The organism is Allobosea sp. (genome assembly GCF_030694325.1).
Taxonomy (GTDB): Bacteria; Pseudomonadota; Alphaproteobacteria; order Rhizobiales; family Beijerinckiaceae; genus Allobosea.
The window spans coordinates 15798-28949 of the sequence record NZ_JAUXYO010000107.1; the positions used below are offsets into that span (position 1 = coordinate 15798).

At 69.0% G+C, this 13152-nt stretch carries 13 protein-coding genes; 3 read left to right on the top strand and 10 right to left on the bottom strand.

All coding sequences use genetic code 11. The features are described 5' to 3' along the window. Positions 1-4: 4 nt before the first annotated feature. From Q8M82_RS06440 to Q8M82_RS06465, 6 genes are all read right to left on the bottom strand, one after another. Positions 5-1360, bottom strand: a complete 1356-nt coding sequence (locus tag Q8M82_RS06440) for a dihydroorotase (protein WP_305690549.1) — start codon at positions 1358-1360, stop codon at positions 5-7. Between the two features lie 13 nt (positions 1361-1373). Beyond that, a complete protein-coding gene (locus tag Q8M82_RS06445; RefSeq protein ID WP_305690550.1) occupies positions 1374-2822 on the bottom strand; it encodes an amidohydrolase family protein in 1449 nt (482 codons plus the stop codon). Next, a complete protein-coding gene (locus Q8M82_RS06450) occupies positions 2819-3811 on the bottom strand; it encodes an ornithine cyclodeaminase family protein (RefSeq protein WP_305690551.1) in 993 nt (330 codons plus the stop codon). The genes Q8M82_RS06445 and Q8M82_RS06450 overlap by 4 nt, the downstream gene beginning before the upstream one ends. Positions 3812-3924: 113 nt before the next feature. Then, positions 3925-4968, bottom strand: a complete 1044-nt coding sequence (locus Q8M82_RS06455) for an ABC transporter substrate-binding protein (protein WP_305690552.1) — start codon at positions 4966-4968, stop codon at positions 3925-3927. A gap of 223 nt (positions 4969-5191) precedes the next feature. Then, the gene (locus Q8M82_RS06460) at positions 5192-6145 is read right to left on the bottom strand and encodes a threonine/serine dehydratase (protein ID WP_305690553.1); all 954 of its coding nucleotides are present in this window, start codon (positions 6143-6145) and stop codon (positions 5192-5194) included. Next, on the bottom strand, positions 6142-6897 hold the full coding sequence (locus Q8M82_RS06465; RefSeq protein WP_371126256.1) for a DUF429 domain-containing protein: 756 nt from the start codon (positions 6895-6897) through the stop codon (positions 6142-6144). The genes Q8M82_RS06460 and Q8M82_RS06465 overlap by 4 nt, the downstream gene beginning before the upstream one ends. A gap of 115 nt (positions 6898-7012) precedes the next feature. On the opposite strand from Q8M82_RS06465, the gene Q8M82_RS06470 reads away from it, so the two are divergent. Next, complete coding sequence (locus Q8M82_RS06470) at positions 7013-7888, top strand: HpcH/HpaI aldolase/citrate lyase family protein (RefSeq protein WP_305690555.1); 876 nt, start codon at positions 7013-7015, stop codon at positions 7886-7888. Positions 7889-7915: 27 nt separating this feature from the next. Here the strand turns inward: Q8M82_RS06470 and ppa are convergent, their stop codons facing one another. Next, the gene (ppa, locus tag Q8M82_RS06475; protein ID WP_305690556.1) at positions 7916-8452 is read right to left on the bottom strand and encodes an inorganic diphosphatase; all 537 of its coding nucleotides are present in this window, start codon (positions 8450-8452) and stop codon (positions 7916-7918) included. Between the two features lie 177 nt (positions 8453-8629). On the opposite strand from ppa, the gene Q8M82_RS06480 reads away from it, so the two are divergent. Continuing rightward, on the top strand, positions 8630-9352 hold the full coding sequence (locus Q8M82_RS06480; protein ID WP_305690557.1) for a fused DSP-PTPase phosphatase/NAD kinase-like protein: 723 nt from the start codon (positions 8630-8632) through the stop codon (positions 9350-9352). A 2-nt stretch (positions 9353-9354) separates the two neighbouring features. On the opposite strand, the gene Q8M82_RS06485 is transcribed toward Q8M82_RS06480, so the two are convergent. From Q8M82_RS06485 to Q8M82_RS06495, 3 genes are all read right to left on the bottom strand, one after another. Then, positions 9355-10812 (bottom strand): hypothetical protein, encoded by a 1458-nt coding sequence (locus Q8M82_RS06485; protein WP_305690558.1) that lies wholly within the window; start codon positions 10810-10812, stop codon positions 9355-9357. A 134-nt stretch (positions 10813-10946) separates the two neighbouring features. Next, positions 10947-11480: a heme utilization cystosolic carrier protein HutX gene (gene hutX / locus Q8M82_RS06490; RefSeq protein WP_305690559.1), complete on the bottom strand. Its 534-nt coding sequence runs from the start codon at positions 11478-11480 to the stop codon at positions 10947-10949. 10 nt (positions 11481-11490) lie between these two features. Further along, entirely contained in the window at positions 11491-11838 is a 348-nt protein-coding gene (locus Q8M82_RS06495) for an antibiotic biosynthesis monooxygenase family protein (protein WP_305690560.1), read from the bottom strand. Positions 11839-12119: 281 nt separating this feature from the next. Here Q8M82_RS06495 and Q8M82_RS06500 point away from each other — a divergent pair, with 281 nt between their 5' ends. Next, positions 12120-13076, top strand: a complete 957-nt coding sequence (locus tag Q8M82_RS06500) for a heme/hemin ABC transporter substrate-binding protein (protein ID WP_305690561.1) — start codon at positions 12120-12122, stop codon at positions 13074-13076. Positions 13077-13152 lie beyond the last annotated feature (76 nt).

Here is a 13152-nt window from a genome sequence, read left to right on the forward strand (position 1 = left end):
GGAATCAGGCCGTGCGCAGGGAGCGTCCCGTGCCGGGCGGGGCGACGAGCTGCCCGTCCTGCGCCACGCAGGTTCCGCGCAGCACGGTCATCGCGGCACGGCCTCGGGTTTCGCGGCCCTCGAAGGGCGTGACCTTGCCCATGGACCGGAAGGTCGCGCCGCGGATCGTCTCGCGGTGGTCCAGATCGAGCAGGACGAGATCGGCATCCGCGCCCACCATCAGGGCGCCCTTGCGGGGCCAGAGCCCGAAGGCGCGTGCGGGGGCCTCGCAGGCGAGGCGGACATAATGCTGCAGCGTCAGCCGCCCGGCGGCGACCTCCGTCAGCATCAGGCGCATCGAGGTCTCGACGCCGGGGAAGCCCGGCGAGGTCTCCCAGATCGAGGCGCGGTGCTTTTCTTCGACCGAATGCGGGGCGTGGTCGGTCGAGATCATGTCGATCGTGCCATCCAGCACAGCCGCCCAGAGCGCGTCGGCATGGCCGGCCTCGCGCACCGGCGGCTTGACCCGCAGCGCATTGCCGCCGGCACGCTCTGCATCCTCCATGCTCAGCAGCAGGTAATGCGGGCAGGTCTCGGCGGTGATGGCGACGCCGCGCCGCTTGGCCGCCGCGATCACGGGCACAGCGTGGCGGCAGTTCTCATGGGCGATATGGACCTTGCAGCCCGTCCATTCCGCGAAGAGCGCGATGCGCTGCACGGCCTCGACGGTGGCGATGTCGACATGCTGGGCGAGATGGGCGGCGAGGTCCTCGCGGCCGGCGGCCTTCAGCTGCGCGCCGCGCCAGTTCAGGATCGGGGTGTTCTCGGCATGGACGGTGCAGCGCAGGCCGGTCTCGCGGATCAGGGCCAGCGCATCGAGCACGGCGCCGTCGTTCGGGCAGGGGACGAGCGGGTTGTCGCTGCCGAGGAAGAGCTTGAAGGCGCTGGCGCCGGCCTGCGCCATCGGCTGGAGGTCAGCGAGATTGGCCTCGCCGACATAGCCGTAGACGCCGAAATCGACATGGGCCTGTGGGGTCGCGATGGCGATCTTCTCCCGCACCGCGGCGGCATTTGCCGTCGGCGGGTTGGTGTTGGGCATGTCGAAGATCGTGGTGACGCCGCCGACGGCAGCCGCGGCTGTGGCCGTCGCCCAGGTTTCCTTGTGCGAGAAGCCAGGCTCGCGGACATGGGTGTGGACGTCGAGCGCGCCGGGGATGAGCGGCCGCCGGCCGGCCTCGATCGTCCGGCGCGCGTGGGGCATCGCCTCGCTGCGGCCGATCGCGACGATGCGGCCATCGTCGACCGCGACGGCGCCATGGCGGCTGGCCTCGGGGGTAACGAGCAGCGCGTCGCGGATGACGAGATCGACCATCGTGCTCATGGCGCGGCTTTGCTCACGGGACGGCTCTGGCGATGGCGTCGGCCGCCGCGAAGAGATCGGCATTGCGCCGTCGAAGGCTTGCCTCCATCGCCTCGATCTCGCCGAGGACGGCTGGCGCGTCGAAGGTCGTGATCCGGCCGTCCTTGAGGACGATGCGGCCGTCGACGATCGCGGTTGTCACCGCCGCGCCGGTTTCGGCGAAGACGAGCTGGGAGACCGCGTCGTTGAGCGGGCGCCACCAGGGTGCGTCGAGCCGGTAGAGCACGATGTCGGCGAGTTGGCCTGGCGCGATCTCGCCGAGCCGGCCGGAAAGGCGCAGCGTGCGGGCGCCTTCCACCGTCGCCATGCGCAGGGTATCGCGGGCGCTGACCCATTGCCGCCGGTCCGGCAGGTCGGAGCGGTGCAGCAGCGCGGCGGCGCGCATCGCCTCCTGCATGACGAGATTGTCGTTGGCGCCCGAACCGTCGGTTCCCAGCGCGATGGGCACGCCCGCCGCCAGCATTTCGGGTGTCCGCATCCGCCCCGTGCCGATGCGGGCATTGCTCTCGGGATTGTGGACCGCGATGGCCTGGCGCTGCGCCATCAGGGCGATGTCGGCCTCGTCGAGCCAGATCGCATGGGCGCAGGACCAGCGGTCGGAGAGAATGCCGAGGCGCTCGAGATGGGCGAGCGTGCTCTCGCCATAGCGCTCGCGCGCGATCCGCGCCTGGGCCTTCGTCTCGAGCAGATGGGTGTGGATGGGCAGGTCGTGGCGCTCTGCCAGATTAGCGCAGAAGACCAGCGCCTCGTCGCTGCAGCGGTCCGGGTTGGAGGGGGCGGGGCAGAGCCCGATGCGCCCGGCGCGGCCGTGCCAGCGTGAGACGAGATCGGGAATCTGCTCGCGCAGCTCGGCGAGCGGATGCGGCGCCAGCAGTCCCGAGCCGCTGACGAGCGCGGTGACCGAGGCCGGTACTTCGATGCCGGCGGGGATGATGTCGGAGAAGACCCCGTCGAAGAAGCGCATCGCCAGCGTCGTGCGCAGGCCGGTATCCTCCCAGGCCGCGAGCACGGCGTCCATATCCACCGTGCTGAAGCGCTGGCCGGGGAAATGGTCGATCAGCGCCGTCGTGCCGGTCGTCAGCATCTGGGCGGCGCAGAGCAGCACGGCGAGGCGGATCTCGTCGGGCGTGCGGCGCGAGGTGTGGGCCTGGGTCAGCCACATGAAGGCGGGGTGGCTCAGCCCGTCTGCGAAGCCCGACATGGTGCCCGATTGAGAATGCATATGGGCGTTGATCAGCCCCGGCGCCGCGAGCAGGCCGCGACCGTCGATCTCGCGCGTGACGCTGCCGGGCGGCTGCGGCGGCACCTCGCCGACGGCGACGATGGTGTTGCCGCGGATCAGGATGTCGCCCAGGGGCGTGTCCTGCGCGGCAGCGCTGGCCAGGATGCGCGCGCCGCGGATCAGGAGCGTCGCTTCGGTCATGGCGTCCCCTGCAAATCGACCGGCGTGCCCAGGCCGCGGGCCAGTGCCTTCGTCACGAGGGCGTCTGCCAGGAGCACGTCCTGGAGCGGCAGGCCCATCGACTTGAACACAGTGACGTCGGCGCCGGGACTGAACGGCAGCGCGCCGCCCGGCAGCGCGCCGATCTCGCCGCGGATGCGGGCTGGATCGAGCGCGCCCGAGGCCTGCGCCCGGACGAGATCGCCCGCCTTGGCGAAGGCGTCCGCGCGGGCATCGAGATAGATGTCGGCCCGGCGAATCAGATCGTCGTCGGCCTCGCGGGCGCCCGGGCGGTTAGCGCCGCCGAGCACGATGCAGGCGCCGGAGCGGACGGCCTTGCCGGGGAAGACAGGCTCCTCCGCGGTCGTGACGGTGACGACGATCTCGTTTGCGGCGACCGCTTCGGCCGGCGTCGCGACGGTGACCAGCTCGACATCGGCCAAAGCGGGCTCTTGCAATAGAGTCTCTGCAAGTTCGCGGACCCGCTCGGGCGAGCGGCCGATCAGATGCAGCCGTGTCAGAGAGGGCCGCGCGATCTTGAGATAAAGCGCTGCGAGCGGGGCGCTGCGACCCGCGCCGAAGAGGGTCGCGGTGGCGGCGTCGGGCGCGGCGAGCCGGTCGATGCCGGCGGCGAATCCCGCCGCTGTGCGGTGTTCGTTGAACAGACCGGCGGAGAGCAGCGCCCGCGGCTCGGCAAGGCTCCAGTCCCACAGCGTCAGAAGGCTCGCCCAGCGACGTGGAGCGTCGTGACCGTCCGGATAAGCGTGGACGTTGCTCTTGATCGTCAGCGTCCGCGGCCCGGCGCTGCCGGTGAGCAGCAGGCAGCCGCGTTTCGGATCATTCGCGCGCAGGTCGCCGCGCAGCGCCTCGCCATGGCCCGCGGCCGTGAGCCGGAAGGCCTCGGCGGCCAGCGCAACTGCCTCGCTTGGATCGACGAGGGCGCGGATATCGGCCTCGCTCAGCACGATCATGTCGGGCTCATCGGTTCGCGGGGCCGCCGGGGGTGCGCGAGCCGGGCGCACGCGCGGCGCGCCCGGCTCGGCATTGGATGAACACTCAGCTGGTGCTCGTCCAGCTGGCTCGATCAGCTCTTGGGCGCCGGCATCTTGCGCTCGGCCAGAGGCGGCAGGAAGGAGCGGTTGAAGACCTCCTCGACCTTCGGCGTGCTCTTCAGTTCGAAGGCCTCGCCGATCTGCGCGATCGCCTTGGTCATGCGCTCGTCGGAGACGTCGCCCGCGCCGAGCTTCTCGGTCTCGGGGGTCAACATATGGGCCTTGTAGGTGAACTCGATGCGCTTGGCCTCGATCTCTGCGTTCACGGTGGGCTCGACGCGGTTCATTACCTTGCCGCCCTCGGCGGGATTGGCGGCGAGTTCGAGCATCGCCTTGTTGATCGCCCGGACCAGTCCCGCGACGGCCTTGGGGTTCTCCTTGATCAGCTTCTGCGAGACCATCACGCCGTTGGAATAGGACGCGATGCCGTGGTCGGAATACATGATGAATTTGTAGTCCTTGTCAGGATTCAGCTTCATCCCGATCAGGTTCATGTAAGAGGTCACGGTGAAGACGAAGCCACCGTCGACCTGACCCTGGACCATCATCATCTCCTGGACGGAGGGCGTGATGTTGATGACCTCGACCTTGCTGGCGTCGATGCCGTTGAGCTTGGCGAAGATCGGGAACAACCGGTGCGTCGCCGAGCCCGCCGGCGAGGTCAGCTTGCGGCCCTCGAGGTCCTTCAGCGTCTTGATCGGCCCGTCCGCCTTATGGATGATCGCGAAGGGTGCCTTGTTGTAGATCATATAGACCATCACCGGCTGCTCGCCGGGCTTGTTAACGGCCTGCTGGATGATCGCGTTCATGTCGCCGAAGCCGGCGTCATAGGCGCCGCCCATGATGCGGGTCACGGTCGCGGCCGAGCCGTCGCCCTGGTCGATGGTGACGTCGAGGCCCTCGGCGGCGAAATAGCCCTTCTCCTTGGCATAGAAATACCAGGAGTGGACGCCCTGGTATTTCCAGTCGAGCGTGAAGCGGATCTTGGTGGGGGCTTGCGCCAGAGCAGGCGAGGCGAAGCCGATCGAAGCGCCGACGGCGGCGGCGAGCACGGATTTCAGAAACTGGCGGCGCATGGCGGCTCCTTCGCGAGAGGGGGCGGGCGGATCGGTCGCGTGCGGGGGGCTCCGGCGGCGAAGCGCCCGGCGGCGTCGCCGCAGCCTCGTCTTCGACGGAACGGGAGCCGTCCGCTCAAGGGATCACGCTAGGCCGGGCGAAGCGGTGACGTCTTGTGCTGAGTTCTTGCCGCAGCGCTGCAAAAAATGCAGCGCTGCGGTTGAGGCCGCTTAAGGGCGCGGATCAGCCTGCCAGCGCGGCCAGCTTGCCGAGATCGACATTCGCGCCGCAGACCAGCACGCCCAGACGCTCGTCCGGCTTGGGCCGGTAGGCTCCACAAAGCAGGGCGCCGAGCGCCGCCGCGCCGCCGGGCTCGACCGCCAGGCGGAAATCCCGCCACAGGGTCACCTGCGCGTCGGTGATGGCCTCGTCGGGGACCAGCACGACATGGTCGACCGTGTCCTTGCAGACGGCGTGGACGAGCGGGCCGACATTGCGGGCGCCGAGCGAATCGGCGGCGACCGAGGCGACCTCGACCTGCACGGGTCCACCCGCCTCGAGCGCGGCCTGGAGCGCGCGCGAGCCCGCCGGCTCGACGCCGACCACCTTGACCTTCGTGCCCGCGAACCAGGCGGCGATGCCGGAGATCAGCCCACCGCCGCCGACAGCGACGAGGACGGTATCGAGATCGGGCTCCTGCCCCTGCCATTCGCGGCCCAGCGTGCCCTGGCCGGCGATCGTCTCCTTCGCCGCGAAGGGGTGGATCTTGAGGGCGCCGGTCTCGGCCACGAAGCGGTCGCAGGCGGCCTGCGCGTCGTCATATTGCGCGCCGCCGATCACGACCTCGGCGCCGAAGCGGCGGATCGCCTGGATCTTGGGCGGCGGCGAGATCTCGGGGACGAAGATCGTCGCCTTCACGCCGCGGGCGCGGCCCGCATAGGCAACCGCCGCGCCATGGTTGCCGCCCGAAGCCGCGGCGACGCCGGCTGCAGGAATATCCAGCGAGAGCAGGTTGTTGAAGGCGCCGCGCGTCTTGAACGAGCCGGCATGCTGCAGGCATTCGAGCTTCAGCGAGATGTCCGCGTCCGAGCCGAAGGCCCCCTTGCCCAGCCGCATCACGGGGGTGATGCGGGCGTGGCCGGCGATGCGCTGTGCGGCCGCCTCGATCATCGGGCGCGGGACGGGATTCTCGGTCATGGCGGTGTCCTGTAGCGGCGGGCGACGGGGCGGTAGCTCCAGATCGCGATGGGTATGCCGTGGCTATCGCGTCCCGGCGGGTCGGGGAAGGGGCGTCCGCGCCCGGCGGCGATGTGCCGGGCGACAACCAGGGCGGCGAGCGCGTCGAGCATGTCGTCGGCACCGGCGCCTCTCGGCGGCCGGGCATGGACGGTCTCTCGTGGCAGTCCCTGGGCGATCAGGAGGGCGCGCCGCTCGGCCATGCCCGCCTCGTTGATCCGCCCCTTGATCTTCTTGGGATGGGCGAGGGGGCCGCCCCGCATGGTCGCAAAGGCCAATTCGGGATGAACCTCGCGAACGCGGTGGCGCAGCGCCGTTTCGGCCCGCAGGAGGGCGTCGATTTCGCGGATGCGCGGGAAGAGGTGGAAGCCCTGCTTCGAGACCTTGCGCGGCGGCTGCGATGTGGCCATCGCCCGCCGGCAGGCCTCGCCGTAATCCTCCGCCTCGACAGCCGTCCGCGAGGGGATCGAGAAGACGGATGACTGGCGCTGGCCGAGCCGGGGGCGCACCAGCTGTTCCGGTCCACGGCCCGACCCCTCGATCCGGTCGGGCAGGCCGATCGGCATGTCGACCGCGATCAGGGCGGGCCCGAGACCGAGCAGATCGCTGAACGCCGGCACCACGCGCAAGGTTGGCGCATCGCCGCTGGCGGGGTCCAGAGAGGCAGCGATCCATCCCGACCGGCACCCGTCCACGCCCAGCAGCGCGCCCATCATCCCGTCTCCTTCATGCGACCTTCGCAGAACTGACGTTGCATGAGGCTCGCGTCTAGTGTGCAGTGCAGCGAAGTTCGTCCGGAGGCTGGACCTCCGGTGCCGGGAGATAGCCATGACGATCATCCGCCCCCGCCGCAGCGTGCTCTACATGCCGGGCTCGAACGCCCGCGCCCTGGAGAAGGCCCGCGAGATCGCCGCGGACGCCCTGATCCTGGATCTCGAGGACGCCGTCGCGCCGGAGGCCAAGGCGGTGGCCCGCGAGCAGGTCTGCGCGGCCGTCAAGACCGGGGGCTATGGCCGGCGCGAACTCGTGATCCGGACCAATGGCGTCGATACGGAGTGGTTCAGGGAGGATCTCGGCGCTGCGGTCGAAGCCAATCCGGATGCGATCCTGATCCCCAAGGTGTCGACGCCGGAGACGCTCGAACAGATCGGCGCGCAGCTCGACGGCCTCTGGGCGCAGCCGACGCTGCGGGTCTGGGCGATGATCGAGACGCCGCTCGCCATCCTCGACGTCGAGGCGATCGCACGGGCCGCGCGCGATCCGCGCAGCCGCCTGAGCTGCTTCGTGATGGGCACCAACGACCTCGCCAAGGAGACCCGCGCCCGCTTCGTGCCCGGGCGGGCACCGATGCTGCCATGGCTGACCAGCGCGATCCTCGCCGCCCGCGCGCATGGGCTCGACATTCTCGACGGCGTCTACAACGACCTCAAGAACGAGGACGGGTTCAAGGCCGAATGCGAGCAGGGGCGCGATCTCGGCTTCGACGGCAAGACGCTGATCCACCCGGCGCAGGTCGGCACCGCCAATGCCGTCTTCGCCCCCGATGAAGCGGAGCTCGCCCAGGCGAAGGCGATCGTCGCCGCCTTCGCGCTGCCGGAGAATCAGGGCAAGGGCGCGATCCAGCTCGGCGGGCGCATGGTCGAGCTGCTGCATGCGGAGATCGCCAAGCGTGTGGTCGCGCTCGCCGAGGCGATCGGAGGCTAATCTCTCCGTCGCGCTGGGATACGGTGCTCAGGCCTTCGCGGCCTTGGCACGGTCCATCGCCTCGACGATGAGCTGCTTGGCCTTGGCGGCATCGCCCCAGCCGGTCAGCTTGACCCATTTGCCGGGTTCGAGATCCTTGTAGTGCTCGAAGAAGTGCTGGATCTGGTCGAGCGTGATCTTCGGCAGGTCGGTGTAGTTGTGGACGTTCTCGTAGCGCTTGGTCAGCTTCGGGACCGGCACGGCGATGATCTTCACGTCGCCGCCGCCCTCATCCTCCATCATCATCACGCCGATCGGGCGCACCGCGATGTAGGAGCCCGGAATCAGCGGGCGGGTGTTGGCGACAAGCACGTCGCAGGGATCGCCATCCTCGGAGAGGGTGTGTGGAATGAAGCCGTAATTCCCGGGATAGCGCATCGGGGTGTAGAGGAAGCGGTCGACGAAGAGCGTGCCGGCCTCCTTGTCCATCTCGTACTTGATCGGCTCGCCGCCGATGGCCACCTCAATGACCACATTGACTTCGTCGGGAGGGTTCTTGCCGATGGAGATGGCGTCGAGGCGCATGGAGTGGAAACCTGTCAGGATGGGAAACGCGTGCCTTATGAGGGTTCGCGCGGCAAACGCCAAGCCCGACCTTGGCCCTAGCGACCGCCGCGGCGATTTGCGCAAGGAGGCCTCCGCTGCTATCGGGCGCGACATGACACTTCATTCGAGCCGTCGCCCGTCGCAGAGGCGGCTGCCATGCTGAGCCGTCTTCGCCCGGACGAGGAGCGCTATGCCCGGCGCATGGCGCGGATCGCCCGCTGGGACCGCCCGATCGAGAGTCGGGGTCAGCGCCTGCGCGCCTGGGCCAACATGCTGCTGGTCGACCACGGGATCTTCCGCCTCGCCTACCTCAACGCCCATCGCGTCACGCCGCGGCTGTGGCGGGCGGCGCAGCCCGCACCGGGGCAGATCGCCTGGTTCGCGAGCCAAGGCGTGAAGACCATCGTCAATCTTCGTGGCGGGCGCGAGCACGGCTCCTGGCCGCTGCAGCGGGAGGCCTGCGAGCGCCACGGCATCGCGCTGGTCGACTTCGTGCTGCGCTCGCGCGGCGCGCCGGATCGTGAGACCATCCTCGGGGCGGGGGACTTCTTCGCGACGCTGAAGGAGCCGGCACTGGTGCACTGCAAGTCGGGAGCAGACAGGGCCGGGTTCTTCTCGGCGCTCTATCTGCTCATCCAAGAAGGGCGCCCGCTCGACGAGGCCATGCGGCAATTGTCGCTGCGCTACGGCCATTTCCGCTTCGCCAAGACCGGCATTCTGGATGCTTTCTTCGACGCCTATCGCGCCGAGGGCGAGGCCAAGGGCATCGCCTTCCTGGACTGGGCGCGCGACATCTACGATCCCGAGCGGCTGGAGCAGAGTTTCAAGCCGGGCTTCCTGTCGTCGCTCCTGGCGGACCGCCTGATCCGGCGCGAATAGGCTCAGCCCGCAGCTGGACGCGCGCCGGACGCGGCCCTCGGGGTCGTTTCGCGGTCTTCGCTGGCGCCCCAGACGAGCAGGAGGTGGGCGAGCGCACGGGCAAACGAAATGCCGCCCACGGCCAGGAGCAATTCGTGCGAGAGGCTGCCGAACCAGAGGATGGTCGCGACGATCGTGGCAAGTGCTATGGCATGTGAGGCCAACTGCCAGAATGTGGTCCGCGCACTCGCGGCGATGTCGTGCAGCGGGTTGAAGAGCGCGATGCCGGCATAAAACAGCGTCATCACGGCGATGACTTCGCCGACGCCGGCCCATTTGCTGCCATCGAAGACGCCGTCGAACAGGTGGGCGCCGAGGGCGATCGGTAGAAAGACGCCGGTGGCCGCGGCAGCGAGGCCGAGCGTGGCCCAGCGGATCCACCTCCGGCGCCCCGGCCCCGTCTGGGCACGAACGCCGTTCATCACCAGCGGGCCGGAGACGGTCGCGAACATCTGCGTCGGCATGTCGAGCAGGCGCATCGCCAGCGCCACATGGGCGGCGAGCAGCGGGTTCTCGGCATAGGGCAGCGCCAGCAGCGGCGCCGTTGTGAAGCCGAAGGAGAGGAGGGCGGAGGGCAGGAGAATGCGCGGTGCGTCGCTCCAGCGCGCCAGGCCCCAGGCCAGCCCACGCAGCGACCAGAGGCGCGGATGGGCCAGCGCGACGATGCCGGAAAAGCGACGGACGACCATATAGAGCGCCGCCGTGCCATGGCCGAGCGCGTCGGCGAGGAACAGCGCCAGCGCCTTGGGCCCGAAAATGCCGATCAACACCAGCATCAGCAGCGGCTGGACGACGGCCTGCACCAGGTTGCTGTTGCCGATCGCTCGGAAGTCTCCCTCCGCCGTCGCCTCCGCCCAGAGCAGGCGCAGCACGATGCGGGCGGCCAGCGACAGGAAGAAGATCAGCCCGATGGCTGGGGGCAGCCAATCCAGTTGCACGATCACCAGCAGGACCAGCGCCGCCAAAGCAAGGAAGGCGCCGCCGCTCGCCGAAGCAAGCCTGAAAGCGAGCGCGAGTTCGTACCGCGCATTGCTGCGGAAGAACACCGCCTCCAACCGCATCAGCGCGGGAAGCGAGACGAAGGAGGCCGCTGCGCCGAAGACGGCGAAGGCGGCAAAGATCGATGGCGGGCAGAAATAGGCTGCGACGAGCAGCCCCCAGACGGAGATCAGCCGGGCCTGAACGAAGCGCAGCCCGAGCAGCAGCGCTGCGCCGAGGCCCTGACGGATGGCGGGGACGCGCCTGGCGACGAAGCGGCGGCCCTGCGAGAGCGACAATGCAGGTCGACGGGGCGGAAAGCTCGCCCGTTCGAGAACGACGTGAGCGACCATGTCCATCCCCAAGGCCGGACCATCGGGCAGGCCGTCTTCGTGCTCGTCCCCGTCGCGTTCCGGCGAAGCGGCGCCGGTGTCGGCGGTCACGAGCAAGCAGCCCTAGAAGAGGAAGGCTGCGCCGATATGGTTAACGCTCGGTAAAGATGCGGCATGTCGAACCAAAGAGGGGCCTGCGCCCGGAAGCGGGCACAGGCCCCACAAATCGGGCCATCGAATGGCGGTCAGACGAATGTCGTCTTGAGTGCCTCGAAGCGTTCGAGCTGGTCGGGCAGCAAGGCGCGCTGGGCATCCCGCCGCACGAAGACCTTGAACATCACCTCGCCATCGCCGTTGAAGAACTGCACGGAGCAGACGCGGCGGCTGGTGAGCTGGCGGTCGACGACGTAGATCGCGGCGCAATTGGACGCCTTGATGTGTCCGCCGATCGGACTGTCGCCATGGATGTTGTAATAGCCATGGCCGAACGAGCCCACCGGCAGCGCGCCCTCGCATTCCAGCACGATGTCGGGGGTGTGGACCAGAAAAAGCACCGTTCCCCAGCCCGCGAGTTCCTGCCACAGCGCCTCGAAGCGCTCGGGTGCGATCAGCATGCGGCCCTCGGCTGGCGTCAGCTCCAGCACAGCGCGCGTCGACAGGCCGGTCTCCCGGGCCACCGACTCGACCATGGCATCGGGCTTCTCCGCGAGCATCCGGCGCGCCCGGGCGAGGGGCTCCTCGCCCGCTGAACCGGTCTCGATCGTCAAACTGTCCGACATCAGATGGCGCTCACTCGGCCGCCTGGAGCGGACGATGCGGGTTGGTCTCGCTGAGCACGGTCTCGAAGCCCTCGAACTCCGGATGGCCCAGGAAGAGCGGCTGCTCGCGCTTCTCGCCGGCATTGCGGTGAGAGTCCCGGAACTGCTCGGACTTCGTCCAGGCGGTGAAGTCCGCCTTCGAGGCCCAGGTCGTGTGCGAGGAGTAGAGCGTGTGGTCGTCGCGCTCCGGGCCCCTGAGCAGGTGGAAGGCCATGAAGCCCTGCATCTCGTCGAGGCGTGTCTTGCGGGTGGCCCAGACGGTTTCGAACGCGGCCTCCTGGCCCTTGGCGACCTTGAAGCGGTTCATGGCGATGAACATCGGGATGGTCCTGTTCTCGGGTTCCGGTACCGCCGGGCCGTCGTGTCGGCGCAGCGAAAGGCCTCGGCGGCGCCGACATCCTGCACGATGTCGCGCCTCTCGTCGCGCCCTTGACCGCTTCTAGTAAACCTGAATATCAACGTCAACAACGCCGAGTTTAAGTTCAGTTTTGAATAATTAAAAACTGGCAATTACTTGGTCAATTCGATGGCTGTTGGCAACGGCGCCTGTCTTCGGCTTTCGCCGGAAGGTCGGGCGCGCTGCCGGTTGGAGACCTTCTCATGCAAATGCGCGACATCCTTTCGCGAGAGCCGCGCCGGATGCCCGGCCGGCGCGAAGTCGCCGCGGCGCTCGGCCTCACGGCCCTGGCGGCCCTCAGCCCTTTGCTGCCGGGTGGCTTCATCGGCCCGGCGCACGGGCAGGCGCTGCCGCGCATCGTCGCGGTGGGCGGGGTCGTCACCGAGGTGATCTACGCGCTCGGCCTGCAGGACCGCATCGTCGGGGTCGACTCGACCAGCCTGTTTCCGACCGAGGCTCTGCGCGACAAGGCCAATGTCGGCTATGTGCGGGCATTATCGGCCGAGGGCGTGCTTTCGCTGAAGCCCTCGATGGTGATGCTCGTCGACGGAGCCGGCCCACCGGGCGCCGTCTCGCTGCTGAACGAATCCGGCGTCGACATCGTGCGCATCGCCGACGAGACGAGCGAAAACGGCGTCAGCGCCAAGATCGAGGCGATCGGCCGGGCGCTGGGGGCGGCCGAGCCTGCCGCGCGTCTGGCGGCCCAGACGAAGGCGCGCTTCGCGGAGCTCGCCATCCTGCGGGGCGCCATCGCCAAGCCGCGGCGCGTGCTTTTCGTGCTGTCGCTCCAGAACGGCCGCGTGATGGTCGGCGGGCGCAACAGCTCGGCCGACGCGATCATCCGCCATGCCGGCGCGGTCAATGTCGCGGATGGCATCGAGGGCTACAAGACCATGACCGACGAGGCGATCATGGCCGGCGCGCCGGACGTCGTCGTGATGATGAGCCACAACGTCAACCACGCGACGACGCCCGGCGAGCTGTTCGCGATGCCGGCCTTTGCCGAAACGCCCGCGGCACGGCAGAAGCGCCTCGTCACCATGGATGGACTCTATCTGCTGGGCTTCGGGCCGCGCACGCCGATGGCCGCGCGCGACCTGATGGCGGCGATCTATCCGGACGCAGGCGTGCCGCCGCTGAAGACCGCCAGCGCGCCATGACGCTCGCCGCGCGCACGACGGCGAACCTGCCCGCCGGACTCGCGACGCTGATCGCCGGCCGTCGCCGGCTGGCGCT

Bases quoted from the DNA above. Each gene is read 5' to 3' on its own strand.
- Q8M82_RS06480 (WP_305690557.1), top strand. From the start codon at position 8,630: ATGCTGAGCCGTCTTCGCCCGGACGAGGAGCGCTATGCCCGGCGCATG.
- Q8M82_RS06450 (WP_305690551.1), bottom strand. From the start codon at position 3,811: ATGATCGTGCTGAGCGAGGCCGATATCCGCGCCCTCGTCGATCCAAGC.
- Q8M82_RS06495 (WP_305690560.1), bottom strand. From the start codon at position 11,838: ATGTTCATCGCCATGAACCGCTTCAAGGTCGCCAAGGGCCAGGAGGCC.
- Q8M82_RS06440 (WP_305690549.1), bottom strand. From the start codon at position 1,360: ATGAGCACGATGGTCGATCTCGTCATCCGCGACGCGCTGCTCGTTACC.
- Q8M82_RS06500 (WP_305690561.1), top strand. From the start codon at position 12,120: ATGCAAATGCGCGACATCCTTTCGCGAGAGCCGCGCCGGATGCCCGGC.
- Q8M82_RS06465 (WP_371126256.1), bottom strand. From the start codon at position 6,897: ATGGGCGCGCTGCTGGGCGTGGACGGGTGCCGGTCGGGATGGATCGCT.
- hutX (WP_305690559.1), bottom strand. From the start codon at position 11,480: ATGTCGGACAGTTTGACGATCGAGACCGGTTCAGCGGGCGAGGAGCCC.
- Q8M82_RS06455 (WP_305690552.1), bottom strand. From the start codon at position 4,968: ATGCGCCGCCAGTTTCTGAAATCCGTGCTCGCCGCCGCCGTCGGCGCT.
- Q8M82_RS06445 (WP_305690550.1), bottom strand. From the start codon at position 2,822: ATGACCGAAGCGACGCTCCTGATCCGCGGCGCGCGCATCCTGGCCAGC.
- ppa (WP_305690556.1), bottom strand. From the start codon at position 8,452: ATGCGCCTCGACGCCATCTCCATCGGCAAGAACCCTCCCGACGAAGTC.
- Q8M82_RS06470 (WP_305690555.1), top strand. From the start codon at position 7,013: ATGACGATCATCCGCCCCCGCCGCAGCGTGCTCTACATGCCGGGCTCG.
- Q8M82_RS06460 (WP_305690553.1), bottom strand. From the start codon at position 6,145: ATGACCGAGAATCCCGTCCCGCGCCCGATGATCGAGGCGGCCGCACAG.